This window comes from Deltaproteobacteria bacterium, from assembly GCA_016709225.1.
GTDB classification, from domain to species: Bacteria; Myxococcota_A; Polyangia; order Nannocystales; family Nannocystaceae; genus Xiheibacterium; species Xiheibacterium phototrophicum.
The window spans coordinates 888,876-915,075 of sequence record JADJEE010000012.1 but is presented as its reverse complement, the minus strand read 5'-3'; the positions used below and the strand labels follow the sequence as shown (position 1 = coordinate 915,075).

The window sequence follows — 26,200 nt, the reverse complement described above, 5'->3', positions numbered from 1 at the left end:
TCGAGAAAGCCACCCTCCATGTCGCGCCGTCCGTCGTTCCTCGTGTGCTCGTTGTTCGCGTGCTCGCTGGCCCCGCTCGCCTGCGGCGGCGGTGGTGACGAGACCAAGCAGGTCCCGCCGCCGGCCAAGCAGCCCGAGAGCAAGGTCGATCCGGTGCCCGAGCCCGCGCCGATCGAGCCGACGTTGCCCGAGGATCCCTTCGCGAACGACAAGTGGGACGACGACGAGGACACCACCGGTGGTGAGGCCCCGGCGCCGGTCGTGGCCGAGACGCCGACCGGTCCGTGGCCGGGCCCGTGCAAGATCTCGTACAAGGGCGGGCCGACGCTGCGCTTCAAGTACACCGAGGCCGGTGGCACCGTGCGCGTCGACGGCGACAACGACGGCACCGCCGACACCTGCTCCAAGTTCGAGCGCGCCGGTGATCACGTCACCAAGGTCTCGATCGATCTCGGCTGCGACAAGAAGACCGATCTACGCATCGAGCCCACGTTCGAGGCCGGCAGCAACCTCGGCAAGGCCAAGGTCACCGCCAGCGAAGAGAACGGTGGCAACCGCGAGATCACGCTGGTCGGTCTGGGTGCCTTCGTCGGGCTCGAGCCGGGCTACCCGATCGCGGCCAAGCGCGCCGACGTCGACGCGCAGGTGGTCGATGGCCACGTGCGCAAGGCCTCGACCAAGGGTGAGGCGAGCGACGATGCCACCGCGCTCGACATCACCTACGACAAGGACGGTCGCATCAAGACCATCAAGGAAGACCTCGGCAAGGACGGCTCGGTCGACCGCAAGTTCACCTACCGCTTCGATGCCAAGGGCAACCTGACGCGCATCGACCTCGCGGCCACGCCGCCGGCCCCCGCCAAGGCCAGCAAGCAGACCGCGACCATCGACTACTCCTGCTGGAAGAAGTGAGCCGTGCGATGATGCCGGGGTGGCGAACCTCGGCTACATGCAGCTGGTCCGCGGCTGCAACCAGTACTGCCGGTTCTGCTCGAACCCCGCATCGGGCTACGTGCTCGACCTCGCGACGGCGCAGCGGCAGGTCGACGACTTCGTGGCACGGGGCTACTTCGGCATCATCCTGACCGGCGGTGAACCCTCGCTGTCGCCGATCGTGCCGGAGGTCGCAGCCTACGCGCGCGATCGCGGCCTCCACGTCCGCATGATCACCAACGGCTCGCAGCTGGCCCGCGAGGGGCTCGCCCAGCGCTACGTCGCGGCCGGGCTGGCGCACTTCCACGTCAGCATCCACAGCGCGCGTGCCGAGCTCGAGGACTTCCTCACCGGCGTCAGGGGGAGCCACCAGCTCGCCATGCAGGCACTCGAGCGCCTCGGGGCCGCGGGGGCCACGGTCAACATCAACACCGTGATCAACGCCTACAACGCCGACCACCTCGACGAGACGGTCGTCGCGCTCACGCGGCGCTTCGAGTTCATCTCGCACTTCGTGTGGAACAACCTCGATCCTTCGATGGGCCGGGCCGAGACCAACCGCGACACCGCGCCGCGGCTCGCCGACTTCGAGCTGTCGCTCGCGCGGGCGATGCGATACCTGCATCGCAGCGGGCGTAGCTTTCGGGTCGAGCGCGTGCCGCTGTGTTACATGACCGAGTTCGCCCACTGCAGCACCGAGACCCGCAAGATGGTGAAGGGCGAGGAGCGCATCGTGCACTTCCTCGACACCAAGGGCACCGTGCGGCAGACCGACTTTCGCCACCCCAAGGCCGAGGTCTGCCGCCGCTGCTCGCTCGATGGGATCTGCGGCGGGTTGTTCGAGCGCGGCGACCACTACGACCCCGGCGAGCTGGCGCCGGTCTTCGTCGATCCCCAGCCGATCATCGACCGCGTGCTGGCCGAGCCGGACTGATGCCCGAGGCGCGGTCGCGCGCCAGGGCCCGGTGGCGGTCGGCTTCGAAACCCCCGGTAGATGCGGTCTGGCTCGCAGTCCGCGAACGGGGGCAAAAAAACTTCGAGCGTCGTGCGAGCCACGGAATTGCCCAACTTGGGGTGGTCACGTGCCCAACTCGAGCAGCGCTGCTCGACTCGCGCCGATGCTGGATCTGGCGTGCGTCCGATGGCGTGGAGCGGGCGAGAGGCGCTGTGATCTCGATCGACGCGACGGTGCGATCGCTGCTCGAGTCGAGCACGCGATCCCAACGAAGTGCCCAACGATGACGCGAGCTTGCCTTGAATCGTGCCCCGCGGTCGCACGTTCGAGACCTCCGTGATGGGCCTACAGCGGACAACCAAGACTCAGAGTGTGCTCTTCGTGTCACTCGCGATGCTCGCGGTGACGGGTTGCTACAAGAAGGAGGAGGTTGCGGACGACGCAGCCGACGGCACGATCGGCAGCGCCACGGACATGGATGGTTCCGGCGGCACCGATGGTGCGGACGGCAGTGGCGACACCGCGAACCCCACGCAGACCGGTAGCGCCGAGGGCGGCAGCAATCCCACCGGCGGCACCGACACCGACACCGGTGGTGGTGGCGACGGCAGCGACGTCGAGCCGCTCATCGGAGCGCTGTGCGACTGGGAGTTCAAGTGTTGTGACGATGGCGAGCGGACCTATCGCCTCGGACCCTTCACCACCGACGCCGCAGATTGCACCGAGCGCTTCACCCAGCAGCTCTACTCGAACGACGACAAGCCCGAGCTACAGCGCGGCGACCTGTTGTACACGCTCGGCTTCGGCGTTCGTCTCGATCGCTCGACGCCCAACGCCCAGGCCGCCGCCGACTGCAAGGATCTCATCGAGCAGCAGCAGTGCTGAGAGCCGGCCGGCGAGGATGCCGTGTGCACCCCGGCGGGGACCCGTCGCAGAACCCCTGCGACCTGCGCAACCTCTTCACCGGTACGCAGAAGGAGGGCGAGCCCTGCAGCGAGGCGCTCGCCGGCCTCGGCTACGACATCGAGTGTGAAGAAGGGTCGTCGTGCGAGGAGAAGGACGGCATCTTCGTGTGCGTCGACAAGGGCCTGGTCGACGAGTTCTGCGAGGCCGACGACAAGTGCGACCAGGGGCTGTACTGCGACATCGCGAGCGGCCGCTGTGCGATCCGTGCCGACGAGGGCGAGCACTGCGAGTTCGAGGACGCGCAGCAGCCCGACGTCGGCACCGAGACGCTGCCGTGCCTCGAGCACCTGACCTGCGACCCGCAGTCGGAGACCTGCATCGCCTACTGCAACACCTACTACGACTGTGCGGTCGATGCGTCCTGCCCCGAGGGCGAGAGCTGCATCCCGGTCGACTACGACGACCACACGTACACCTACTGCCTCGAGCGGCAGAACACCAACGGTGATCGCTGCGACACCGACCACGACTGCGTCGACAACATGCACTGCGCCGGCGACAGCTGTCGCACCGACGCCGGGCTGCACGACGACTGCACCGCCATCAACGAGTGCGAAGCCGGCCTCTACTGCGACATCGGCGGCAGCGGGCAGTGCGAGATCGTCGTCAACGCCAACCAGCCGTGCAGCTCGGACCGCGAGTGCAACCCCTCGACCACCATCGGCTGCATCACCAGCGACGACGGTCAGCTGTGCCGTACCAGCCAGCTCGGCAACGGCGACGTGTGCGTCCCCGGCGAGCACGCGGCCAACCCGACCGGCAACTGGTGCTCGACCGGCGTGTGCGAGGACGCGACCGATGACGGTGAGGCCAACCCCGAGTGTCGCATCGGCGCCAGCGAAGGCCAGGAGTGCGACGAGGACTACGCCACCGACGACACCCCGCGCTGCGCCCAGGGCCTCTACTGCCTCGAGGGCGTGTGCAAGGTGAAGAGCGAGGCGGGTGGTGGCTGCCACGACGACCAGGGCCTGCAGTGTCTGAACGCGTCGTGCGATCAGATCTGGGAGGGCGACTACTGCACCGACGGCGTCCCGGTCGGTCGCACGGACATCGTCACCTGCGACGGCGAGGACTAGCGTCATGTTGCGGACCAACAAGCACATGCGATGGCTCGTCGCTTCGACCCTCGCCCTCACGCTGGCCCACGGCACCGTGGCCAGCGCGGCGGGGACCCTGAACACCAGCGCGTCCGCGCTCGCCAAGGGCGAGCGGACCCGCTACGAAGAGGGCAAGCGCGCGTGGGACAAGGCGGACTACGCCGCCGCCGGACAGACCTGGAACGGTCTGCTGGGCCGCTTGCCCGAGTCGCCCGAGACCCGCACGGTGCGTGCGTCCATCATCCTCGACGTGATGGCGGCGTACCAAGCCGCGTACGACGGCAGCGGTGACGTGCAGATGCTCCGCTCGGGCATGGACGCGTACTACGGCTACTTCAAGGCCTACCGCGATGCCCACGGCACCAGCAACATCCCGGATCAGGTCGCGCAGGCCCGGCATGTGATGAAGGCGAACCTCGCGAAGGCCGAGGGCAGCGGCGGCGCGGCGCCGAACAACGGCGGCGGTGCGGCGCCGAACAACGGCGGCGGCGCGGCGCCGAACAACGGCGGCGGTGCGTCGCCGAACAACGGCGGCGGCACGCCGAACAACGGCGGCGGTGCGGCGCCGAACAACGGCGGCGCCGGGGCCCACGGCGCGGCGCAGGTCGACCAGCCGCGCGGCACCACACCGCTCATCGCCAGCGGCGCGGTGATGCTCGCCATCGGCCTCGGTGCGACCGCGATGATCGGCGTCGGTGCAGTCGAGGGCGCGCGGGCCCGCGAGGACCAGAAGCTGCCGGGCTACACCGACGAGCAGCGGGCACGCATCGACCAGCGCGGTCGCTCGATGAACGCACTGCTCATCACCGGCGCCGTGATGGCACCGGTGTTCGCCATCACGGGTGTCTCCCTCATCATCGTCGGCGCGAACAACAAGCGGAAGGCCCAGCTTGCGTTCGCGCCGTCGGTGACCCGAAAGTTCGCCGGCGTGGTGCTACGCGGGCGCTTCTGACGGGATCCCCGAGCACGCGCGAGTCCCCTGCGTTCCTTGGTCCGCACGCAGGGGCTCGCGCGTCGCTCACCTTCGCGCGTCGCCGGCTGCCGGGGCGGCGCATGCTTGGTAGAGTCGGGCGTGATGGATGCGCGCTTCGACACCGATCGACTGGCGACGATCTCCGACGAGACCCTGACCGGCTTGCGCGATGCGTTCACGCGCGCGGGATATGACGCCTCCGCGACCGCAGCCTGCGAGGCGATCGCTCCCCGGCTGCTCGATGGCGTGCGGGTACCCGCGGTGCTGCACGAGCTGTCGCGCCGGGGTGACGTGCGCTCGACGTTGGCCGCGTTGTTCGCCTACGACGGTCCGGTGCCGCGCACCGCGGCCGTGGCCGCGCTCGGCGAGACCGTGGTGGCCGCGCTGTGCGAGGCGGGCGTGCTGCGGGGTGACCAGACGGTGCGCTCGCGACTGCGGGTGCAACCGTACTACGGCATGTGGATCGCATCGACGCCGTTCGAGGTGGACGTCGACCCGGTCATGGGCCCCGGCGCCACCACCGAGGAACTCGCGCGCTCGCTCGCGTTCGATGGCGTCGGCAGCCTGCTCGACATCGGCTGCGGTGCGGGCACGCTGGCGCTGCTGGCTCGGCGTGCCGGGGTCGCCGAGGTCGTCGGCGTCGACATCGATCCCCGCGCGATCGCGTTCGCGCACTTCAACGGCCGCCTCAACCAGCTGACGTGCGAGTGGCATGTCGGCGATCTCGCCGCGCCGGTGCGAGGACGCCGCTTCGATGCGATCGTCAGCCAGCCGGCCTACGTCGCGCGGCCCGACGACGGTGACACCGTCACGTTCCTGCACGGCGGCGCGCGTGGCGACGAGCTGGCGCAGCGGCTGCTCGGGCAGCTGTTCGATGGGCTGGCCGAGGGCGGCCGCGCGTGGGTGCTCTTCGACGCCACGGCGTCCGACGGCGCCGCGCTCGTCGAGTGGATCCAAGCGGCCGTCGGTGCGCGGCCACTCGAGCTCGCGGTGGTCGCGATGCGCGGCGCCGATGCGGTGATGCAGTCGATCGCGTACGCGTCGCTGGAGGACCGCGAGCTCGGCCCGCGCTATCGCGAGCAGCAGCGGCGCTATCGTGACCACTTCGCGCGGCTCGGTGTCGAGCGGGTCCGGCACACCTTGTTGTTCGCGCGGCGGGGCCGCGACCAGGGCCGCCTGGTCATGCTCGAGCCCGGCGCGTTGGTGGGCTTCGAGGCGTCCGCGCTGATGGCCCTCATCGATGGGGCCGCGGCCGCCGGGGCCTCCGACGACGCGTTGTTGTCGATGACGGTGCGTCCGAGCCCGGTGGCGCTGCTCGTGCACGAGCAGTCGCTCGGCGACGACGGCGGTGACAAGGTCTTCGTCCGCTTCCGCGACGGGGCGGGGGTCGACCGCGAGCTCAGCGAGACCTCGACGCTGCTGCTGACCAGCATTCGTGACACGGCGAACCTGGTGGACGCGCTGGCGCTGCACGCCGACACCCTCGGCGTCGATGTCGACGACATCGAGCAGGACGCGCTCGCGTTCATCCGCGACGGCCTGCGCACGGGCCTGTTGGTGTGCGCGCCGCCGCCGGGTCAGCCGTCGTAGGCGAGCACCACCGCGGCGCTGGCCTCGGCCTTGCGGCCGTCGTCGTCGACCGCCTCGATCGAGATCTCCGCCGCCGCGCCATCGAGCTCCATCAGCTGGGCCTCGGTGGCGTAGCGGTCGGGGTCGATCGGCACCACCTGCACGCCGAGGCTGCCACCCACGTCGCTGCCCTCGCACAGGAGTGGATAGCCCTCGAGCGTGAAGGTGCCAGCCGGCATGCCCGCCAGCGTCAGCGACAGCGTGACCGTGGCGGTCGCGTCGTTGGAGGCGAGCAACCCGCGGGTGCGCACGCGCACCGGCAGGCCCGAGCCACCCTGCGGCGCCCGCGAGATCGGCAGCGTCGCGCCGTCGACCAGCGGTGTGAAGTCGCCGGTCGACGCGAGCCCGAGCGCGAGCGCGGGTTCGTCGTCGTGCTCGCACGCGCTGGGCTCGGCGCACGCGGCGGCGAGCGCCGGTGCCAGCAGCCCGAGACGTCGCGCTGCGCTCACGCCGGCAGGTCCCGACTGCGGCTCGCGATCGCGGCGTGGAGGCGCCGCTCGAACTCGGCGAACGGCATGGTCTCCTGCTTGGGATCGCCGTAGCGCCGCAGCGTCACGGTACCGTCGGCGGCCTCGCGCTCGCCGATGACCAGCACGTTGGGGATCTTCTCGGTCACCGCGTTGCGGACCTTCTTGTTCAAGGTCTCGTGCGACGACTCGAGCTCCGCGCGCACGAACTTGTCGCGCAACGTCGCGACCAGCTTGCTGCCGTACTCGTTGAAGGCGTCGGCGACGGTGATGACGCGTACCTGCAGCGGTGCCAGCCAGGTTGGGAACGCACCGCCGTAGTGCTCGATGAGGAACGCGATGAAGCGTTCGTGGGTGCCCAGCGGCGCGCGGTGGATGCAGTACGGCGTGTGCTCCTTGTTGTCGGCGCCGATGTACTTGAGGCCGAGTCGCTCGGGAACCGCGAAGTCGAGCTGGTTGGTGCTCGCGGTCTCCTCGCGGCCCGTCACCGTCTTGAACTGCATGTCGATCTTGGGCCCGTAGAACGCGGCCTCGCCCTTGCCCTCGGTGAACGGCAGACCGCTCTTGATCATCGCCCGGTGCACGAGCGCCTCGGTGCGGGCCCACGCCTCGGGGTTGTCGACGTACTTCTCCTTGCCCTTCGGGTCCTCGGGATCCCAGGTCGAGAAGCGCAGGTGGTAGCTCGACAGCCCGAGGATCTCGTACACGCGGCGGTGGAGATCCATCACCTTCAGGAACTCGTCCTCGATCTGCTCCTCGGTGCAGTAGATGTGCGCGTCGTTCATGCACATGCCGCGCACGCGGAGCAGGCCCGACAGCGCGCCGGCGTCTTCGAAGCGATAGACCTGGCCGTACTCCGCCAAGCGGATCGGCAGGTCGCGATAGCTCCGCATGCGCGCCGCGAAGATGCGGTGGTGGTGCGGGCAGTTCATCGGCTTGAGGCAGTACGCCTCCTTGACCACCTCGTGGCTGCCGCTCGCGTCGGTGACGGTCTCCTTGAGCTCCATCACCGGGTACATGTGCGGCGCGTAGTAGGGCAGGTGGCCGGTCTTGTAGAAGAGCTCGACCTTGTTGAGGTGCGGCGTCGCCACGCGCTGGTAGCCGTCCTTGAACTCGAGCTCCTTGGCGAGCTTCTCGAGCTCGTCGCGCAGCACGGTGCCGGCGGGCAGCCACAGCGGCAGGCCCTTGCCGATCTCGTCGTCGATCACGTAGATGTCGAGCTCTCGGCCGAGCTTCTTGTGGTCGCGCGCGAGCGCCTCGCGGTAGGCCTTCACCTTGGCGTCGAGCTCTTCCTTGCTCGCGAACGCCCACGCGTAGATGCGGGTCATCATCGCGTTGCGGGAGTCACCGCGCCAGTACGCGCCGGCGATCGAGCGCAGCTTGTAGCAACCCTCGGGGATCTTGCGGGTGTTCTCGACGTGGGGCCCCTCGCACATGTCGAGGAATGGGCCATTCTTGTAGAACGACAGGCCCGGCAGTCCGCGCTTCTCGATCAGCTCTTGCGCGTACTCGCGCTTGTAGGGCTCGTTCATGCCGTCGATGCGCGCGAGCGCATCCGCGGCGCCGAGTTCCTCGCGCTCGAAGGTCTGGCCCTGCTTGAGGATGTGCTTCATGCGCTTCTCGAGCTCGGGGAAGTCGTCCTCCGAGAGCGGCGCGCTCAAGATGAAGTCGTAGTAGAAGCCGTCGTCGATCGGTGGTCCGAACCCGAGGGTGGAGCCAGGGCGCAGCTGCAGCACCGCCTGCGCGAGCACGTGCGCGAGGCTGTGGCGAATGCGGTAGAGCTCGTCCCGAGGCTGCTCGTCGTGGTCCATGGCGCCCAGATGGTGGCAAACCTGCGGCGCGCTCGCCAGCTTGGCGGCGCCTCGACGTGCACGGGCGGCTTGGGTAGAGTCGCGGCCGTCGCGATGACCACTCGCCGCCGCATGCGTGCGCTCGTGACGGTGCTCGGGCTCGTGCTCGGCGTGGCCGTGGTCGCCGCATTCGTGCTCTTGCGCACGATGCAGGCCGATGCCCGCCTCAAGGCCGCCCGCATGATGGGCTGTCCGGTCGACGAGGTCGCGGTCGAGGCGATGCGCCTCGGCGACATCGAGCACTGGCGCGTCGAGGCCTGCGGGGTGCACGGCACACTGGTCTGCGAGCCGACCGACGCCGGCTGCTTCATCGTGCCCGACGAGCCGTGATCACGCCGCTGCCGATCCTGCACCTGTGCGATCGCTTCGTGGCGATCGACAAGCCCGCCGGCATGGTCGTGCATCGCCACGGCCAGCATGATGACGGCGCACCGGCAGTGCTGCAGACGCTGCGCGATCAGATCGGCGCGCACCTCTATCCGGTGCACCGCCTCGATCGTGGCGCGTCGGGCGTGTTGGTGTTCGCACTGGATCCTGGCTCGGCCCGCGCGCTCGCCGATCGTTTCGCCGCGCACGCGGTCGACAAGCGCTACCTCGTGATCGTGCGGGGCTGGCTCGACGGCAGCGGCGAGATCGACTCGCCGCTCGACGACGACGAGGGCGGTCCACTTCAGCCGGCGTCGACGCGGTGGTTCGCGCGCACGCGCGTCGAACTCGCGCGCGCGTGTGGGCGCTACTCGAGCGCCCGCTACACGCTGGTCGAGGCACGGCCACGCACCGGTCGACTGCACCAGCTGCGACGCCACTTCGCCCACGTCCGCCACCCGGTGGTCGGCGACGTGCGCCACGGCGATGGTGCGCACAACCGGCTGTGGCGCGCGCTGTCGCAGCCGGGCCTGATGCTGCGCGCGATCGCGCTGAGCTGTGAGCTCGACGATCGACGCCTCGATCTCGCGGTCGAGCCACGGCTGGACGCGGTGCTGGACGCAGCCGTGCGCACGACAGCGGCCGTGAGCTAGCGCGTGCGACGGGCATGCGTCACTTGGTGGGCGCGGCCGCCTTGGTGGGGTGCGGGGCAAGACACGCGCCCCAGGGAAGCAGTCCGCACCATGTCCATCCGCACCCTCGCCCTCGTCTCCACCTTGGCCCTCTCGTCCGCCAGCGGCTGCTCGCTGCTGGTGCGTGCGGCCAAGGGCGAGCTGACGCCCGTTGGGGTCGACGCCATCGACTCCGGTGGCATCGCCCAGCACCGCAACACCCTGGTCAGCAGCACCGATCCGCAGGCGGTCGCGACCGCCTTCCGCGAGCTCGGCAGCGCCTATCTCTACAAGTGCCTCGAGAAGCCCTCGAAGGTCCCGTCGCAGGGCAACCAGGAGCTGCGCAAGCATGCCGGTGAGGCGCTGCTCGGCGGGCTGCAGCAGCGGGTCGCGCGGCAGCCGTTGCAGGGCGACGTGTCGCTCGATGCAGAGGCCGCCGATCTCGCGCGGCAGATCGAGTCCAAGTGCGGCGACTCCGGGCTCGCCAAGCACGATCCCGAGGGCCGCTTTGCGGCGGCCGCCGAGATCGCCACCAGCAAGGGCCGTGTCGCGTACGTCGAGCGCACCGGCGCCGCGATCGATGCCTCGCTCGACGTCGCGATCGCCAGCGACGCCAACGCGGTGCGCCGCTGGGTCGACGGTGAGTGCGCGCCGAAGCTGCCCGCGTGGGACTGGTGCGTGCCCCATGCCGCCGAGAAGCTCTACTCCGCCAAGCAGTACGAGACCCTGTTCGTCGCGGTGCTCGACACATCGGCGCAGCAGGGTGACGCGGTGCTCGGGACCCTGGCGCAGCGGGTCGGCGAGGATCAGCTGGTGAACTCGGTGCGCGACTACCTGCTCGACGGCAGGAGTGCGCTGCCCTCGGCGACCCGCGCACTCGATCGCAGCAAGGCATTCCTCGAGGCCCACGACGCCTGGGGCGACTGCAACAAGCGCGCGGCGATGTGGCGGCGTGCGTTGGCTGGGGGGGCGACGACCGCGGCCGAGTGGGCGCTCGACGGCATCGTCGCCGACAAGTGCCGCAACGTCGACGATGCCATCGTGAAGGCGCTCGGCAGCGACCAGCCGTACGTGCGCGCGAAGGCGGCGTGGGCGGTCGGCGAGCTGTCGCTCACGAAGGCCAAGAAGCACATGGAGCGCCTGCAGTGGTCGGATCCGTATCTCGATCAGGGCTGCTGGTGCCACCCGGTGCGCGATGCCGCCAAGCAGGCGTACAACAAGCTCGAGCTCGGCGCGGGCTGACGGGCGCGCGCACGATCGCAGCGCGGCGCGGTACCATGTCGAAGTGGGTCGCGCCGCGAAGCTGCGTCTGGGGCTGGCGCTCGTCGCCGGCGCAGGGTGTCGCGTCGGCGCGTTCGTGTGCGAACACGACGAACAGTGCGTCGGGCCCGAGGGCATCGGGTTCTGCGAGGCCGATGGCGCCTGCAGCTTCCCCGACGACAGCTGTGCGTCGGGCCGCCGCTATGGCGATCACGCCCCCGCGGGACGGGGGGGCCGCTGCGTCGAGCCCGTCGATGGCAGCACCGGGGTCGCCGATACCGGCGTCTCCACCAGCACCGTCGGTGGATCGAGCGCGCAAGCCGAGGTCAGCAGTGGTTCGGGTGCCGACGACAGTGCGTCGACCACCGGCGTGCGCACGGGTGACGTCGGCGTCGCCTGCCCGCCCGGCTGGGTGTTGTGCGCGATGCATCGTCGGATGCGTCTGGTCGCGACCCCGAGCGCCGGCGCGATGGTCTCCGAGTCCGCGGTGACGCTCCCCGTCGTGCTCACGTTGGATCGCTTCGATCTCGCCACTGCGCAGCCCGCCGGTGAAGACCTGCGCGTCGTCGGTGCGCAGGGCGAGGCGCTGCCCCACGAGATCGAGCGGTGGTCCCCCGAGGAAGGCGCGCTGCTGTGGGTGCGCGTGCCGGAGCTGCCGCCCGACGGCACCACGGCGTGGCTGTACTGGGGCGATGCCACCGCGGCCGACGCCCAGGATCCCGCGACGGTGTGGGCCGATCACGCCGGCGTGTGGCACCTCGACGCTGCGCTCGACGACGCCACGCAGGGCGGTCATCTCGGTGTCGCAAGCGGCGAGGTCGCGCCCGCGGCGGGCATGCTCGGCGAGGCTCAGGCCTTCACCGGCACCGATGGACGCATCACCGTCGCCGGCGACGAGACGCTCGACAACGTCTGCTTCGGTGGCTGCACCCTGTCGGCGTGGATCGCCGCGACCTCGTGGGGCGGCACCTTGCGCGGGCGCATCGCCGACAAGAGCGGCGGCGGCAACGGGGGTTGGATGTTCTACGTCGATGGCAACAGCGGCGGTGAGCTGCGGTTCCGCCACGGCTTCGCGACGGCGCAGCAGATCTGGGGCACGCCACCCATGAGCTTGACGCTCGAGCAGTGGCATCACGTGGCCGCGACCTACGACGCGCTGGGCGATGCGCCGCCGCGCCTCTACATCGACGGCGTGGAGCAGCCGGTGGCGCTCGACAGCGGATCGCCGCTGGGCGGGCCGGTGATGGACGACGGTGTCGAGCTGCTCATCGGCGACAGCGACGTACCCAGCCGCTGGTTCGACGGTCGCATCGACGAGCTGCGCGTCGAGCACGTCGTGCGCATGCCGAGCTGGATCGCGCTGCAGGCCCAGGCCGGCGCCGACGCGCTGCTCGAGTACGGCGCGGTCGAGACGTGGCCGTAGGCCCGAGTTCGCGGCGACGCTTCAGTCCTGCGGCTGCAGCGTCTCCACCGCGCGTGAGTGCTTGGCCTTGATGCTGTCGAGCTCGGCCGCCGGCATCGAGGCGTGCGGCGCGGGCATCGGCATCGGGCGTAGCGGCTGGCCGCCCTTGCTCGCGTCCTGCTGCTCCCTGCGGGCGGCCCGTTCCGCCTCGGCCATCGCCTTCTCGTAGCGCTTGCGCTCCGCGGCGAGGCTCTTGCGCAGCTTCGCGAGTTCGTCGGCGTCCTTGGCGAGTGCGGCGTCGTCGGCCGCCTTCGCGATCGCCCGCGCGGCGACCTCGGCCACCTCGAGCAGCTCGTCGGCGCCGGCGAAGTCGCCGGCCCGCGAGCGAGCGATCGCGTCGACGGTCGCCGCGGCCGCGCGGGCCGTCGCGGCGCCGCGCTCGACCTCGAGGTCGCGTGGAACGTCGTCGCTGCTCGTGGCCTTGCCGCCGATGAACGTGCGCTGCGAGAGCATCCCGGCATTCGCCGTGCGGTCCTGATAGGCGACGGTGGCATCGAGGAGCTCGATGTTCGCGCCGTCGCGGTGGCCTTCGACCATCAGCTCGACATAGACATCTTGGCGCTGGTGTTCGGCGAGGTCGGCGAGTCGGACCGCGTGGGCACGGTTCTGGTCGGGCGCGGTCGCGTGGCCGAGCACGCGTTCGATGCTCACGCCGGGGCCCGGCTGCATCGTGAGCACGACGCCGCTGGCGACGACGCGCTCGATGCGGAACACCTCGTCGCGGAACGCGGTCTCGATCGACTCGCCCTGCGCGATGCGATGGAAGCGGCCGCCGGTGCCCTGCGCGAGCTGGCCGAGCACGGTCTCGTCGTACTCGAGGCCGAAGCCGAGCGCCGAGATCGAGATCCCCGACGCGCTGGCTTGCGCGATGTACTGCGGGATCGGGGCCGCGTCGTTGGGTACGCCATCGCCGAGCAGCACGATGCGCTGCACACCGCCGGGCAGCGGCGCGCTCGTCAGCTGTTGCAGCGCAAGCGCGAGACCGCCGGCGAGGTCGGTGGTGCCGCGGGCCTCCATCGCCCCGATGCGCTCGCGCACCGGTGCCAGGGTGTCGCGGGCGACGAGGGTGGGGGCGACCAGCACCGCGGCGTGGGTATCGAACGTGATGACGGCGATGCGATCACCTTCCTGGAGCCCGTCGAGGAGTGCACCCGCGGCGGCGCGGGCCTGGGCGATCGCGTCGCCGACCATCGAGCCCGAGGTGTCGATCACGACCGCGAGGTTGATGGGCGGTCGCTGCTGCTGGGCGAGCTCGGCCGCGTCGACCCGCAGGCGGGCGATCACGCGGGTGCGGGTGTCGGCCGGCATCGCGTCGCGGTCGAGGTCGATCGCGAGCTCGACCAGTGCCGGCGCAGTGGCGCTCGGCGTGCTCGCCCCGGGCGTGACGGTGGTGGCTCGATTCGGGGGCGCACCCTGGCATCCGGCCAGCAGTGAGGCGCACAGGGACAAGGCAAGGCTCAGGCGACGCATCGGTGACCCTGCAACGCGCGACGCGGGGTGCGGGCTTACAGGTCGGGACCGCCGGCGCGAGCGGCTGCTAGTACCTCGACACAGCGATTGTGATGGGTCAGAACGCCGTCATGGCCGCGACTCCGCAAGGCGCCGTGCCGCCGGAATACCGGGCATATTTCAAGGTGCGGCAACGCAGCGAGGCGCGGTCAGGGCGGTGTTATGGCCCGTCACAATCGCTGTGTCGAGGTACTAGGCCAGCGCGCCGCCGTCGATGACCAGCACCTGTCCGGTGAGGAACGAGCTCTCATCGCTGGCGAGATAGGCGGCCGCGAAGCCGATGTCGCGAGGCTGCCCGATGCGGCGGATCGGCTGGTCGCCGACCAGCTCGGCCATGCGCGCGGGGTCCTTCCAGTAGTACGCGCTCAGGTCGGTCTGGATCAGGCCCGGGGCGATCGCGTTCACGCGCACGCCATGGGGGCCGAACTCGCGGGCCCAGCTGCGCGTGAGCATGATGAGCCCGGCCTTGGTGTAGCTGTACAAGAGGCCGCCGGCCTGCGGACGCAGGCCCGAGATCGAGGCGATGTTGATGATCGAGCCGCGCCCACGCGCGATCATCCCCGGCACGAGGCGGTGCACCAACGTGAACGTGGCCTTGACGTTGACGTCGATCATCTTGTCGAGCATCGCGGTCGAGGTCTCGAGCGAGGGGCCCTGGCCGATGTTGGTCGCGCTGTTGTTCACGAGGATGTCGACCGGTCCCAGCTCGGCCTCGACGGTGGCCGCCAGCCGCTCGAGATCCTCGGGCTTGCCCACGTGGCACTCGACCGGCAGCACGCGTCGACCGTGGTGCGCCAGCTCCTTCGCGCACGCCTCGAGCGCCTCGAGCTTGCGGCTGGCGATCGCGACGTCGGCTCCGGCCTGGACCAGGCGCTCGGTGATGTCCTTGCCGATGCCACGACCACCGCCGGTGACGATTGCGACCTTGCCTTCGAGGGAGAGCTGCAGCGCCATGCTCGGGTTCTATCACGGACGCATGACGTGGCTGGCCGGCCAACGGTGGGTGTCGTCGTGGAACCCGATCGGGCCCCACACCAGCATGATCGAGCCGTAGACGTCCTGGTCGACGCGCACGCCGTCGACCAGATCGCGCAGGTCGACGCGCCCGCCCACCGCGCTGGCGTCGAGCACTGCGGCGATGGCATCGACCGCGATGACCTCGCCGGACTCGTCGAGCGCGTGGTCGTAGTCGAACACGATGCTCGGCGCCTTCGGGCGCTTCTTGGGTGGCGTGACCTTGCCGACGACCATCTCGGTGGCGAGCGTGGCGGTGTCGATCACCAGCGTCCAGTCGATCGGCGCGAGTGTGCCGTCGGCGGCGGTGAAGCGCTGCGCCCGGGCGGCCGCGAGGATCTCCGCCGTCGCGCTCGCGAGTGGATTGACGACGATGCCGTGGCCGGTGCGCTCGTTCCACAACAGCGCGGTGGGGCCGACGGTGACCCCGCGATAGCCCTTGGGCGGTGGCGGTGGCGGTGCCGGTTGGTCGTCGTCGGCCGGCGGTCGCACGCGTGCCGAGAATTCGAACAGGCCCCGCGGTGCGCGGGCGTGCTCGGCGGTCGCAGCATCGAGCCGCCGGCCGGTGTCGACGTCGAGCCGCAGCTGCGCCTCACGACCGGTGGCCGCGAGCTTGGCGTCGAGCAACACGTCGCGACCATCCACGCGCGTGCGCACGGCCGTGAATGCGCCGTGCTCGACCGCCAAGCTGCCGGTGTAGTGCTCCTCGAAGGCGGGGTCGACGGACGCGAACGACCACAGCTGCGTGCCGGTGCGCATGTCGACCGCGACCAGGGCATCGGGTAGCTGCACCAGCGCCGCACGACCGTGGAAGATCACGGCCCACTCGCCCCAGGCCCGCGAGGTGACGTCGGCGCTCACCTCCGCGCTCCACACCAGTCGGTCGTGCAGCAGGTCGATGTGGGCCAGCACCACGCGGTCGGGCTGAAGGCCGAGGTGCGGGATGCGGACGCCGACCGCCACCGTGATCGCATCGCGGGAGAGGCGATAGCTGTACTGCGTCGCCTGCGGCTCCAGCCCGATCGTGCCGACCAAGGTCTCGTTGCCCAGGCGGATCGAGCCCTCGGGGCTGATCGTGATCGACTGACCGCTGCCGACGTCGATGGTGGTATCGCCGACCACCGCGGCGCGCTCGGCCGCCGTCGTCGATCCGGGCTGGGCGGTGGCCTCCGCGGTGGTGTGCGAGCGCGCCGCACGAGGGCCGGCGGCGTGCAGGATCGGGGTCGTGGCGAGGAGGAGGGCGGCACACGCGAGCGAGGCGCGACGGGGCATGCAGCCCTGCACATCGCACGGGCCGTGCCAGCGGCGACGACGCAAGCGTACCGGTGACGTACCGGCGGTGGGCCCCTCGATCTGCGTCGTCGGTGCGGTACGCACGACCCGGATCGGGTCGTCGGCCCGGGCGTATTTCAAGGTGCGGCAACGCAGCGAGGCGCGGTCAGGGCGGTGTCATGGCCCGTCACTATCGCTGTGTCGAGGTACTAGTTTCGCCAGGGTGCGGGCACGATCGCGATCGGGTGCTAGCTTCTTCTCGAAACCATGGACGCGACCGCCTGCACCCCGAACATCGGGCCCCGTCAGCGACGCATGCGCATGCGCGCAGGCGTGGTGTTGTTCGCGATGGCGGGCACCGCTGCGGTCGCGCTGGTGCTGTTGGGTGTCGGTCGCGGCTGGCGCCTGGGGCTGTTCTTGCCGTTCATCGCGGCGGCCAGCGCCGTCATCCAGGCCCGCGACCACACATGAGTCGCACTCGCGTCACGCGGTTCGCGTGACATGGACGACGGACCCACGCCGATCACCGACGCCGCCCAGCTCGAGCGTGTGCGCGGGCAGGCCCGCAGGGTCATGCGCAAGGCGATGCTGGTCGCGGTGCTACTCACCGCGCTGGCCGTCGCACCGCCGTGAGCGATCGGCCACATTGCGAGCTCCGAGCGGCGCCGCGATCGGGGCCGAGGCCGGTGTGCTCGCGCCGCGGAGTGCCACGCGGGCTGCGCTAGGCCTCGTAGAGCACGTCGAGATACGCGCGCATCATGTCGCCGACGGCGCTGCGCACCGGCAGCGTGCCCGCGAGGCCGTAGATCGGCGCCATGCCGCCCTTGGCCTGCGGGTTGGCGCGGACCTCGGCCGCCGCCTGGGCCAGGTCGGCGAGGAAGCGCGCCGCGACCCCCGGCTGGGTGTGGCGCAGCGTCACGCACAGGTGCACCGCCGGCGGCTTGTGCAGTCCGTTCAGGTTCCAGTGCTTCTTCGTCATCGCATCGAGCACGCGATAGATGTCGAGCTCGTCCGACGCAAACGCGATCACGAACAGCGGATCGCCCAGCACGCGCAGGCCGGGGATCGCGGCGATGCCCTCGCGGATCTCGCGGGCGCACTCGAGCACCGCCTGGGTCGCGTCGCGGTAGCCCTCGTGGCCGGTGGCCATCATCGCAGCCCAACAGGCGGCCGACAGCGCGCCGGGGCGACTGCCCGCGAAGGTCGGCGAGAGGTACATGCCGCCGGGCCAGTCGGTCGCGGTGAAGTATTGGTACCGGCGCAGCGCCGCCGAGCGATAGAGCACCACCGAGGTGCCCTTGGCCGCGTAGCCGTACTTGTGGGTGTCGGCCGAGATCGACGAGACGCCGGGTAGTGAGAAGTCGAAGCGCGGCACCGGCCAGCCCATCTCGCGCGCGAACGGCAGCACGAAGCCGCCCAGGCAAGCGTCGGTGTGGAAGCCGATGCCGCGGGCGCGCGCGAGCTCGGACAGCGCCTCGATCGGATCGATGGTGCCGTGGGGGAATGCCGGCGCCGATCCGACCACGCAGATCGTGTTGCGACCGATCGCGCGACGGGTGGCCTCGACGTCGGCGCGGAAGTCCGGCCCGACCGGGACGCGCACCAGCTCGATGCCGAAGCTCTGCGCGGCCTTGTCGAAGGCGACGTGGGCGGTGCTGGGCGCGACGACCTCGGGCGCACGGATGCCACGCTCGGCCCGCGCCCAGTCGCGGTAGGTCTTCATCGCCAGCATGATGCTCTCGGTGCCGCCGCTCGAGACCACGCCGGCCACCGGCCCCGGCCAGGGTCCGCGCGCCTCCACCGTGTCGGCACCGAGCAGGTCCGCCGTCATCGCGATGATCTCGGCCTCGTACTTCACGACCGAGGGCCACACGTCGGCGTGCAGCGGGTTGGTCTGCGAGAACTCGGCGTAGACCTGCGAGAGGAACGCGACGTGCTCGTCGTCACCGTGGTAGACCGCGCCCGAGACGAAGCCGTCGTGCCAGCGCTCGCGCTCGCGCTGCGCGAGCGCCTGCATGTCGGCCAGCACCTCCGCGCGCGGGCGACCCGTGGCGGGCAGGGTGAGGTTGCGCGGCAGGTCGCCGTAGGGCTTGGCCGCGCGGCGGATGTCGCCCAGCAACTTGTCGTACTCGGCGGCGATGCGGTCGCGGAGGATCGGCAGGCGCTTCGCGCGTTGGAACAGCTCGTCGAGCGCGCGCTCGCCGAAGCGACGAAGCGGTGCGATCGCGCGGTGGTCTCGCAGTCGTGACGGTGTGCTCATGCCGGCGCGCGCGAGCGTAACGCATCGCGGTGCTGCTTCCACAGCTCGCGCTGGGCCGCGAACGCGCCCTGGTAGACCGCTCGGTGGGCGGCCTGCGGACGGTAGCGCGCGGCCACCGGTACCTTGGCGGCGATGTCGTCGACGTGCAGGCGTCCGAGCCCGAGCAGGGCCACGAACGCGGCCCCGCGTGCGTTGCATCGCACGGGGTCCTCGACCTGCAGGACCTCGCGATCGAGCACATCGGCGTGGATCTGGCACCACAGCGCCGAGCTGGCACCACCGCCGATCATGCGGATCGCGTCGAGCCGTCGGCCGACGAAGTGCTCGACCGCCTCGAGCAGCCATCGCGTGTTGAGGGCCACGCCCTCGAGCACGGCACGTGCGAGGTGGGCCCGCGAGCTGCGCAGCGACAGGCCGGTGAAGGCGCCGCGCACGTCGGGGTCGGCGGCGGGGCAGCGCTCGCCGAACAACCACGGCGCGAACGCGACACCCTCGCTGCCGGGGGCGACCGTGGCGGCCAGCGCATCGATGCGGGCGAGCGCATCGGCCGGTGGTGCACCGGGGGCGGCGGCGTCGTCGGGCCAGATGACGTGGTCGCGCAGCCAGTTCACGCAGGCGCCCGCGGTCTCCTGCGAGTTGGCGGCGAAGTAGCGGCCCGGGAGCGCCGAGGGCAGCGCCGCCACGTTGCGCAGCAGGTCGGTCTTCTTGAACGGCACGTGGCACGACAGCCACGAAGAGGTGCCGATGTAGAGGTGGGGCTCGAAGTCCCGCGCCGCGCCCGATCCGATCGCGGCGGACTGCACGTCGGGCGTGCCACCGAACACGCGGACGTCGCTGCCGAGCCCGAGCTCCGCGGCCGCGGCCGGCGTCACCATGCCGATCGCCGCGGTCGCGGGCACCAGCTCGGGCAGCTGCCGTCGTGCGATGCCGGCCATCGCGAGCAGCTTCTCGTCGTAGCCGATGTGGTCGATGTCGCGGTTGTCGGTGACCCAGTGCAGCGCGATGGAGTCGTACGTGGCGCAGAAGCGACCGCACAGGCGGTGGTTCAGCCAGTCCTTGGGCTCGAGAAACAGGTGCGCGTCACGGTGCACGCGGGGCCGCTCGTGTCGCAGCCACTCGATGTGGGCGACCGGCTCCTTGCCCGCCAGCGAGGGGATGCCGCCGGTCTTCTGCACCCAACGCGCGAGCTTGCCGGCGCCGTAGCCCTGCAAGCGCAGCACGCCGCCGACGCGCGCGGCCATGTACTTCGCGCCGCGGGTGTCCATCCAGGTGATCGCGCGGTGCAGCGGTACGCCGTCGCGATCGACCGGCACACAGCCGGCCCACTGCGCCGTCACGCAGACCGCAATCACGTGCTTGGCATCATGCCCCTCGCGCCACAGCGCCTGCGTCGCGGTGACGATCGCCGACCACCACTCGTGGGGATCCTGCTCGGCGCCGCCGCCGGGAAGCACGTGGAGCGTGGTTGGTGCCGAGGTGCACGCGAGCACGTCGCCTTCGGTCGAGACCAATGCGACCTTCGGTCCCGAGGTCCCGAGATCGATCGCGAGCACCAGCTCGGGGCGCATGCGATCGGCATCTGCGCCGCGCCGCGCCGCCCGATCGTCGTGGTGGTCGGTACCCACGGCCGCGCACTCTAGCAGGCCTTGGGGCGCGCTCGCGGGCACCCTTGCGTGGGTCGTTGCGCAGGAACTCTTGCACGCGTCGTACGTGCAGACCCATGATGTCCTCGATGTCCGCCGTTGCTGCCAGGGCCCGCTGGGCGCTGCTCGTGACCTCCTCGCTGACCCTGTTGGCCGGCTGCGGCGGGATCCGTGGGCGCGGGGAGACGGTCGATCCCGACCTGCAGCCGATGGTCGCGACGACCCCACCGCCGCCGCCGACCTTCGAGCCCGACGAGGTGATCGACGCCCCCGACGTGGCGGGTGTCGAGCTGGTCGGGCGCCATGGCCCGCGGCCCCGCGGTCCGACGCAGCACGTCGACCTCGGCGAGGAGCCGACCAGCGCGGGCTCGGTCACCGCCGCACCGCGCCGCGATCCGATGCCGTCGTTCATGACCGACATCGTGCTCGCGCCCAGCGGTGGCGACTGAACCAGCCCAGCGGTCGAAGCCTGATTCGCGCGCCTTCAGGCGAAAGCGCCCCTGCAGCGCCGCGAAGTGATCCTTTGGCCGTCGCGCGCCTGGTCGCGCCGCTTCGTTTCGCTCGCTAAGCTCGTGCTGATGGTGGCGTTCGACAATCGCCGACCCAACGTCGTCGCGTTCGGCGACAGCAACGAGTACGTGTTCGGTCCCGCGTTGCGCCGCCACCTCGTCGAGGACGGCGGCTTCGCGGCCGAGCAGATCGTCGTGAAGTACCGGACCAGCTCGCGACCCCGCAACTGGTTGCGGCGTACCGATGGTCTGTACGACGGCGACTTCGGCGAGCTGTGGCGCCAGCTCGACGCGTTCCCCGAGGGGCCGCCGGTGGCCGATGCGTTGTCGCCCGCGACCGTGCTGGTCGAGATCGGGCTCGGTGGCAATCTCGGCCTGTCCGGCGCGGAGCAGCGCAGCATCCCGACACTGGTCGAGCAGGTGCTTCGCGCGGCCCCGAACGCGCGCATCGTGTGGCGTGGTCCGCCACCGGCGACCGCGAGTCACGACGGCGCCGTCGCGCCGCCGGCGGTGAAGCTGGCCCGCTACGAGCGCAACGCGATGCTCAAGCGCGCGCTGTCGTCGCTCGGCTTCGTGGTGATCGGCCCCGATCACGGCAGCGCGTGCGGCGTGACGCGTGGGTACCTCGATCTCATCGCGATGCACGCCGGCGGCCCGGCCCCCGCGGATACCCACGAGACCGGCACCGAGGCGGCCCACGCCTACGAGCGTGCCGTGCTCGCCAATGCCCACGACGGCGCCGACACCCGCGGCGAGCGACCGGCGGCCGGCCCCTGGCGGGAGTTCGTGCGCGGCCGCGACGCGATGCCGGTGCACGTGCCTGCCGAGGCCGCGCTCGCGCTGATGCGCGGCGTGCTCGCGCCGATGGAGTTGTTCCCGCTGCAGCCGCCCGCGCGTCCACCCGGGGGCTACGCCGCGAGCGTCGTCGTCGGCGACGCATGGGTCCGCACCGGACCGCCCAAGTTTCGCTGGCTCGAGCCGCAGCTCATCCCCATGGGCACCGATCTGCTCGTACTCGACTGGGCCGAGGGCTACGGCCTCGTGCGGGGCTTCGATGGCCGCGAGTGGGGCTGGACCGCGCTGTCCAACCTGCGGTTTCGCTGAGCCCCGGCGCGATCGACAGCTTTCGATTGCGTGCGGACGCACGTCGCGGGATAGCGATCGCCATGAAGAGCTTCCGCGATCGGGTCGCCGTCATCACGGGTGCGGGCAGTGGCATCGGCCGCGCGCTCGCGCGGGCGCTGTTCGACCAGGGCGCTGGGATTGCCTTGGTCGATGTCGACGAGGCGCGCCTGCGCGAGGTCGAGCGCGAGCTCGCCGACGGCGGTCGGGTCTCGGTGCACGTCGCCGACGTGTCCGATCGCGCACGGATGTCCGCGCTGCCCGCGGAGGTGCTCGCCCACCACGATCGCGTCGACATCGTGATCAACAACGCCGGCGTGTCGGTGTCGTCGGACCTGCTCGATCACTCGATGGACGACTTCGAGTGGCTGGTCGGCATCAACTTCTGGGGCGTGGTGTACGGCTGCAAGTTCTTCCTGCCGGCACTGCTGCGCAGCGACGACGCCTACCTCGTGAACCTGTCGAGCATGTTCGGGCTCATCGGCGTGCCCTCGCAGTCGGCCTACTGCGCCACGAAGTTCGCGGTCCGCGGGTTCTCCGAGTCGATCGCCGCCGAGCTCGCGGGAGGCCCGGTCAAGGTGCTGAGCGTCCACCCCGGTGGCATCTGCACCAACATCGTGCGTGATGGTCGCTACGATGCGCGCTCCGAGGCACTGCGGCCCAAGCTGGTGCGCTTCTTCGAGCGCCACACGATGCCGCCCGAGCGCTGCGCGGCGATCATCCTCGACGCCATGCGACACAACCGATCGCGCGTGCTGGTCACCCGCGAGGCGCACCTCACCGACGCGGTGAAGCGACTGTTCCCAGCGCTGCCGCAGTCGTGGATCGCCCGCGGCCAGCGCCTGCTGCAGCGCTAGGGGTCGCTGGCGATGGTCGTGAGCGCGCGGGCGAACGACGCGATACCGACTCGGGCCTGCCGCCAGTCGAAGTACTCGTTGGGCGCGTGGTAGCCGTGGTCGGGCAGCGACAGCGGCAGGAAGTGGACCGGCACGCCGAGCTCGCGCGCCATCATCGGCACCGCGCCGATCGAGCCGCCCTCGCGCACCGTCACCGGCTGGCAGCCGGTGCTGGCGTGCAGCGCCGACACGATCGCGCGGTGGACCTTGCCACCGGTGTCGGCGCGGTACGGCACCAGCCACCCGCTCAGCTCGACGGTGACATCGGGGTTGAACACCCGCACGAAGGCGGTGAGCGCCTCGCCGATGTGGCGGGGATCCTGGTCGGGGACCAAGCGGAAGCTGATCTTCAGCTCGGCCGCGTCGGGCACGATGGTCTTCACACCGCGGCCCTGATAGCCGCCCGCGAGGCCGTGGATCTCGAAGGTCGGTCGCGTCCAGATCTTCAGCATCATCTCGAGCGGCACCTGCGTGGTCACGTGGTGCAGGTCGTGGGCGTGCATGAAGTAGTCGGGGTCGAAGCCCGACTTCAGGAACCCCGCGATCTCGTCCTCGTCGGGCGCCGCGGCACCGGCGTGCCAGAAGTCCGCCTGATCGATCGCGGTGGCCAGCGCACACAGCTCGCGGATTGGATTGCGCGCGACCCCGCCGGCGAGGCCGGAGTGGACCTCCTTGCCGGCGGTTCGTAGCTTGAGGCTCGCGTACAGCGAGCCGCGCAGGCCGGTCGACACGGCGGGCTGTTGGTCGGTGGGCCAGATCGTGTCGGAGACGATCACCGCATCGCAGTCGAGCTGAACCCGCCGCGCTGCGAGCGCGTCGCCGAAGTGCGGGCTACCGATCTCCTCCTCCGTCTCCCACACGAACGTGACGTCGATCGGCGCGCCGTGATCGATCGCGAGCTTGGCTCCGCGCAGGCCGCACAGCGCCGGGCCCTTGTCATCGGTGGCCCCGCGGCCGCGGTACAGGAACGTGCGCGCCGGGTGGTCTTGGACCTCGAAGCGGAACGGATTGGGCTGCTGCCAGGCGGCGGCCTCGGCGGGCTGCACGTCGAGGTGGTTGTAGACGACGATGCGTGCGCGGGCCTGCGGGTGGCGCAGGCGGCCGATCACCGTGGGGGTGCCGCGGGTCTCGACCAGCTCTGCCTCGGCGCCGCACGCCGAAAGCAGCTCCCGCGCCGCAATCGCGCTGGCCCGGATGTCGCGGTCGCCGGTGGCGCCCGGGCTGACCGAGGGCAGCTCGACGAGGGTTCGCAGCTGACTTCGAAACCACGCCTCGCTGGCGTTCACCTCGTCGTCGAGGCCGGGGATGTTCGGGGCCGTCGGCATGCTTGGAACAGCGTTATCATGCCTCGACGTGCCCGTGAAGCTTTGTGCGACCGCGCCCGGCGCAGCCTGTGTGGCGTCGTGGGCGGCGTGGATGATCGCGTCGTCTCCCGCGTGCGGCATCGCGCCCGAGTCCAGCGATGCGGTGGTCGAGCCCGCGCGATCCCACATCGATCCGCATGACGCCGAGAGCGATCTCGTTGGCACCATCGCGCCGGAGTTCGAGGTCTCTGGTTGGATCGTCGACGGCCAACCCACGCGCGACGGACCGAGCCTCGCATCGCTGCGGGGTCGCGTGGTGCTGGTTCGGTTCTGGACCGACACGTGTCCCTACTGCCGTGCGAGTGCGCCGGGCTTCGCGATGCTCGACCGCACGTATCGGGATCGCGGCCTGACGGTGATCGGGATCCATCATCCCAAGCCGCGGCCGTCGCCGCGCGCCGCCGATGACCACACCTCGCGCGTCGATGCCGTTCACGTCGCGGACGTCGCGCGCGCATGGGGACTCGAGTTTGCGATCGGGCTCGACGACGACTGGCGCACGGTGGATCGCTGGTGGCTCACCGCGCCCCGCGCTGCGACGAGCGCAACATTCCTGCTCGATCGCAGCGGTGTCGTTCGCTGGGTGCATCCCGGCCCCGAGCTTCATCCTGGCGGTGGGCCCGAGCACGCCCGCTGTCGCGAGGCATACGCCGAGATGTCGGGCATGGTCGAAACGCTGCTGCGCGAGGGCGATCCGGCACCCAGCGACTGATCCACGCCGCTCGCGATGGGCGCAGCGGTGCAGTGCGGTCGCGCGCTGAACACTGCGTCAGTCGGTCGCGCGCCGACGGCGACCGACCGCGACAATTTCGTCGTGTCGAAAGCCCTCGTCGTCGCGCACGCGCGGTGGATTGGCACGCCCCCGGGCCCGCCTGCTATCCTGGTCGTAACCCTCTCACTTACTTGCAATGAACCGAATTGGATCCTCGCACCTGGTCCTGGTCGCACTCGCGCTCGGACTCGCAGCGTGCAGCTCGCCGGCCTTCGATCTCGTGGGCCCGCCGACCGCTGCGGGGTCGAGCGAGAGCGGCGTCGAAAGCTCGTCGGAGGACGACACCTCCGGCGCGCCGACGGGTGGCGATGACCCCGGCGCCGAGACGGGCGGCGACGACGACGGCAGCGGCGGCACCACCGGCGCGAGCAAGCCTCCGTACGAGCCAGGTGAGTTCGCGGGTTGTCCCGATCCGCTGCCCGACGGTTGGGTGCTGTGCGAGGACTTCGAGCGCATCGACAACCTCGCGACCACGTTCTTCGAGTATCAGGACGGCGAGGGTGCATTCGTGCTGTCGGAGGGCGGCGCGGCCTCGGGCACCCACGCGATGACGGCGACGTATCGCGAGGGTCTCGAAGGTGCCGGCTACCTGAGCGCAGCATTCGGCCGCAACCCGATCGTGTACGGCGAGCTGCCGCAGGCCTCGACCGACACCGACTTCCAGAGCATCTACTGGCGCCTGCGCGTGAAGATGCACGAAGGCTGGCCGGATGTCGGACCCGGCCACCTCACCAGCGCGACCGCGTTCGCGAGCGATGCGTGGGACCAGGCGATGATCGCTCGGCTGCGATCGGACGCCGACAACGTGGTGCTGTGGGCCGAGCCGATCAGCTGTGTGGTCGGCGACTCGGTCGCCTGCAACGGCTTCGAGGACACCGACGGCCAGCGCGCGCTCGGGGGGCTCGTTGGGGCGACGCCGCTGTTCTCGAGCAAGCAGTCGGGCAAGTGGCACTGCGTCGAGGCCCACGTGGCGCTCAACACCCCCGGTGCGAGCGACGGCGCGTTCGAGTTCTGGGTCGACGGCGAGCTGCAGAACGCAGCCTACCAGCTCGACTGGCGCGGCACCTGGGCCGAGTACGGCATCAACCTCGTGACGGTGCAGAACCTCTGGCCGGGCGGGGCGCCAGCCGAGCTCGAGCGCTCGATCGACGACCTGGTGATCTCCACGGCACCGATCGGCTGCGACTGACGCCGCGGGAGCCGTGCGCTC

At 70.7% G+C, this 26,200-nt stretch carries 24 protein-coding genes; 16 read left to right on the top strand and 8 right to left on the bottom strand.

All coding sequences use genetic code 11. The features are described from left to right. Positions 1–18: 18 nt before the first annotated feature. From IPH07_28775 to IPH07_28750, 6 genes are all read left to right on the top strand, one after another. Positions 19–912, top strand: a complete 894-nt coding sequence (locus IPH07_28775) for a hypothetical protein (GenBank protein MBK6921427.1) — start codon at positions 19–21, stop codon at positions 910–912. Between the two features lie 19 nt (positions 913–931). Continuing rightward, positions 932–1,867, top strand: a complete 936-nt coding sequence (locus tag IPH07_28770) for a radical SAM protein (GenBank protein MBK6921426.1) — start codon at positions 932–934, stop codon at positions 1,865–1,867. 402 nt (positions 1,868–2,269) lie between these two features. Then, on the top strand, positions 2,270–2,773 hold the full coding sequence (locus IPH07_28765; GenBank protein MBK6921425.1) for a hypothetical protein: 504 nt from the start codon (positions 2,270–2,272) through the stop codon (positions 2,771–2,773). Positions 2,774–2,796: 23 nt separating this feature from the next. Continuing rightward, positions 2,797–3,930, top strand: coding sequence for a hypothetical protein (locus IPH07_28760; GenBank protein ID MBK6921424.1), 1,134 nt, complete (start codon positions 2,797–2,799; stop codon positions 3,928–3,930). Between the two features lie 4 nt (positions 3,931–3,934). Beyond that, positions 3,935–4,903 (top strand): hypothetical protein, encoded by a 969-nt coding sequence (locus IPH07_28755; GenBank protein ID MBK6921423.1) that lies wholly within the window; start codon positions 3,935–3,937, stop codon positions 4,901–4,903. 123 nt (positions 4,904–5,026) lie between these two features. Continuing rightward, positions 5,027–6,514, top strand: a complete 1,488-nt coding sequence (locus IPH07_28750; GenBank protein ID MBK6921422.1) for a methyltransferase — start codon at positions 5,027–5,029, stop codon at positions 6,512–6,514. Here IPH07_28750 and IPH07_28745 read toward each other — a convergent pair. Further along, positions 6,502–7,002, bottom strand: coding sequence for a hypothetical protein (locus IPH07_28745; GenBank protein ID MBK6921421.1), 501 nt, complete (start codon positions 7,000–7,002; stop codon positions 6,502–6,504). The two genes, IPH07_28750 and IPH07_28745, sit on opposite strands and share 13 nt — an antisense overlap. Continuing rightward, positions 6,999–8,831, bottom strand: coding sequence for a threonine--tRNA ligase (locus IPH07_28740; GenBank protein MBK6921420.1), 1,833 nt, complete (start codon positions 8,829–8,831; stop codon positions 6,999–7,001). Before IPH07_28740 ends, IPH07_28745 begins: the two co-directional genes overlap by 4 nt. A gap of 93 nt (positions 8,832–8,924) precedes the next feature. Here IPH07_28740 and IPH07_28735 point away from each other — a divergent pair, with 93 nt between their 5' ends. The 4 genes from IPH07_28735 to IPH07_28720 all read left to right on the top strand — a co-directional run bounded on the left by IPH07_28735 (position 8,925) and on the right by IPH07_28720 (position 12,590). Then, a complete protein-coding gene (locus IPH07_28735; GenBank protein MBK6921419.1) occupies positions 8,925–9,200 on the top strand; it encodes a hypothetical protein in 276 nt (91 codons plus the stop codon). Then, complete coding sequence (locus IPH07_28730; protein MBK6921418.1) at positions 9,197–9,889, top strand: pseudouridylate synthase; 693 nt, start codon at positions 9,197–9,199, stop codon at positions 9,887–9,889. Before IPH07_28735 ends, IPH07_28730 begins: the two co-directional genes overlap by 4 nt. Positions 9,890–9,979: 90 nt before the next feature. Next, positions 9,980–11,149 (top strand): hypothetical protein, encoded by a 1,170-nt coding sequence (locus tag IPH07_28725; protein ID MBK6921417.1) that lies wholly within the window; start codon positions 9,980–9,982, stop codon positions 11,147–11,149. Positions 11,150–11,192: 43 nt separating this feature from the next. Next, positions 11,193–12,590, top strand: coding sequence for a DUF2341 domain-containing protein (locus IPH07_28720; protein ID MBK6921416.1), 1,398 nt, complete (start codon positions 11,193–11,195; stop codon positions 12,588–12,590). 21 nt (positions 12,591–12,611) lie between these two features. Here the strand turns inward: IPH07_28720 and IPH07_28715 are convergent, their stop codons facing one another. The 3 genes from IPH07_28715 to IPH07_28705 form a co-directional block, all read right to left on the bottom strand. Further along, positions 12,612–14,078: a VWA domain-containing protein gene (locus IPH07_28715; GenBank protein MBK6921415.1), complete on the bottom strand. Its 1,467-nt coding sequence runs from the start codon at positions 14,076–14,078 to the stop codon at positions 12,612–12,614. Between the two features lie 252 nt (positions 14,079–14,330). Then, positions 14,331–15,092: an SDR family oxidoreductase gene (locus tag IPH07_28710; protein MBK6921414.1), complete on the bottom strand. Its 762-nt coding sequence runs from the start codon at positions 15,090–15,092 to the stop codon at positions 14,331–14,333. A 12-nt stretch (positions 15,093–15,104) separates the two neighbouring features. Next, a complete protein-coding gene (locus IPH07_28705; GenBank protein MBK6921413.1) occupies positions 15,105–16,424 on the bottom strand; it encodes a hypothetical protein in 1,320 nt (439 codons plus the stop codon). 267 nt (positions 16,425–16,691) lie between these two features. On the opposite strand from IPH07_28705, the gene IPH07_28700 reads away from it, so the two are divergent. Further along, complete coding sequence (locus tag IPH07_28700; GenBank protein MBK6921412.1) at positions 16,692–16,895, top strand: hypothetical protein; 204 nt, start codon at positions 16,692–16,694, stop codon at positions 16,893–16,895. 250 nt (positions 16,896–17,145) lie between these two features. On the opposite strand, the gene IPH07_28695 is transcribed toward IPH07_28700, so the two are convergent. Both IPH07_28695 and IPH07_28690 read right to left on the bottom strand, forming a co-directional pair. Further along, positions 17,146–18,684: an aminotransferase class V-fold PLP-dependent enzyme gene (locus IPH07_28695; GenBank protein ID MBK6921411.1), complete on the bottom strand. Its 1,539-nt coding sequence runs from the start codon at positions 18,682–18,684 to the stop codon at positions 17,146–17,148. Further along, positions 18,681–20,252 carry an FGGY-family carbohydrate kinase gene (locus tag IPH07_28690; GenBank protein MBK6921410.1) on the bottom strand — a complete coding sequence of 524 codons (1,572 nt, stop codon included), beginning with the start codon at positions 20,250–20,252 and terminating at the stop codon, positions 18,681–18,683. The genes IPH07_28695 and IPH07_28690 overlap by 4 nt, the downstream gene beginning before the upstream one ends. Before the next feature lie 164 nt (positions 20,253–20,416). Here IPH07_28690 and IPH07_28685 point away from each other — a divergent pair, with 164 nt between their 5' ends. From IPH07_28685 to IPH07_28675, 3 genes are all read left to right on the top strand, one after another. After that, positions 20,417–20,776, top strand: coding sequence for a hypothetical protein (locus tag IPH07_28685; protein ID MBK6921409.1), 360 nt, complete (start codon positions 20,417–20,419; stop codon positions 20,774–20,776). Positions 20,777–20,905: 129 nt separating this feature from the next. Continuing rightward, positions 20,906–21,940 (top strand): hypothetical protein, encoded by a 1,035-nt coding sequence (locus tag IPH07_28680; protein ID MBK6921408.1) that lies wholly within the window; start codon positions 20,906–20,908, stop codon positions 21,938–21,940. Positions 21,941–22,002: 62 nt separating this feature from the next. Next, a complete protein-coding gene (locus IPH07_28675; GenBank protein ID MBK6921407.1) occupies positions 22,003–22,815 on the top strand; it encodes an SDR family NAD(P)-dependent oxidoreductase in 813 nt (270 codons plus the stop codon). Here IPH07_28675 and IPH07_28670 read toward each other — a convergent pair. Beyond that, complete coding sequence (locus IPH07_28670) at positions 22,812–24,179, bottom strand: M20/M25/M40 family metallo-hydrolase (protein ID MBK6921406.1); 1,368 nt, start codon at positions 24,177–24,179, stop codon at positions 22,812–22,814. The genes IPH07_28675 and IPH07_28670 overlap by 4 nt on opposite strands. A 28-nt stretch (positions 24,180–24,207) precedes the next feature. On the opposite strand from IPH07_28670, the gene IPH07_28665 reads away from it, so the two are divergent. Continuing rightward, positions 24,208–24,930, top strand: coding sequence for a TlpA family protein disulfide reductase (locus IPH07_28665; protein MBK6921405.1), 723 nt, complete (start codon positions 24,208–24,210; stop codon positions 24,928–24,930). Positions 24,931–25,126: 196 nt separating this feature from the next. After that, positions 25,127–26,179, top strand: a complete 1,053-nt coding sequence (locus IPH07_28660) for a hypothetical protein (GenBank protein ID MBK6921404.1) — start codon at positions 25,127–25,129, stop codon at positions 26,177–26,179. Positions 26,180–26,200 lie beyond the last annotated feature (21 nt).

Bases quoted from the DNA above. Each gene is read 5' to 3' on its own strand.
- IPH07_28750 (MBK6921422.1), top strand. From the start codon at position 5,027: ATGGATGCGCGCTTCGACACCGATCGACTGGCGACGATCTCCGACGAG.
- IPH07_28675 (MBK6921407.1), top strand. From the start codon at position 22,003: ATGAAGAGCTTCCGCGATCGGGTCGCCGTCATCACGGGTGCGGGCAGT.
- IPH07_28710 (MBK6921414.1), bottom strand. From the start codon at position 15,092: ATGGCGCTGCAGCTCTCCCTCGAAGGCAAGGTCGCAATCGTCACCGGC.
- IPH07_28695 (MBK6921411.1), bottom strand. From the start codon at position 18,684: ATGAGCACACCGTCACGACTGCGAGACCACCGCGCGATCGCACCGCTT.
- IPH07_28740 (MBK6921420.1), bottom strand. From the start codon at position 8,831: ATGGACCACGACGAGCAGCCTCGGGACGAGCTCTACCGCATTCGCCAC.
- IPH07_28700 (MBK6921412.1), top strand. From the start codon at position 16,692: ATGGACGCGACCGCCTGCACCCCGAACATCGGGCCCCGTCAGCGACGC.
- IPH07_28685 (MBK6921409.1), top strand. From the start codon at position 20,417: ATGTCCGCCGTTGCTGCCAGGGCCCGCTGGGCGCTGCTCGTGACCTCC.
- IPH07_28725 (MBK6921417.1), top strand. From the start codon at position 9,980: ATGTCCATCCGCACCCTCGCCCTCGTCTCCACCTTGGCCCTCTCGTCC.
- IPH07_28670 (MBK6921406.1), bottom strand. From the start codon at position 24,179: ATGCCGACGGCCCCGAACATCCCCGGCCTCGACGACGAGGTGAACGCC.
- IPH07_28775 (MBK6921427.1), top strand. From the start codon at position 19: ATGTCGCGCCGTCCGTCGTTCCTCGTGTGCTCGTTGTTCGCGTGCTCG.
- IPH07_28680 (MBK6921408.1), top strand. From the start codon at position 20,906: ATGGTGGCGTTCGACAATCGCCGACCCAACGTCGTCGCGTTCGGCGAC.
- IPH07_28735 (MBK6921419.1), top strand. From the start codon at position 8,925: ATGACCACTCGCCGCCGCATGCGTGCGCTCGTGACGGTGCTCGGGCTC.
- IPH07_28705 (MBK6921413.1), bottom strand. From the start codon at position 16,424: ATGCCCCGTCGCGCCTCGCTCGCGTGTGCCGCCCTCCTCCTCGCCACG.
- IPH07_28660 (MBK6921404.1), top strand. From the start codon at position 25,127: ATGAACCGAATTGGATCCTCGCACCTGGTCCTGGTCGCACTCGCGCTC.
- IPH07_28755 (MBK6921423.1), top strand. From the start codon at position 3,935: ATGTTGCGGACCAACAAGCACATGCGATGGCTCGTCGCTTCGACCCTC.
- IPH07_28690 (MBK6921410.1), bottom strand. From the start codon at position 20,252: ATGCGCCCCGAGCTGGTGCTCGCGATCGATCTCGGGACCTCGGGACCG.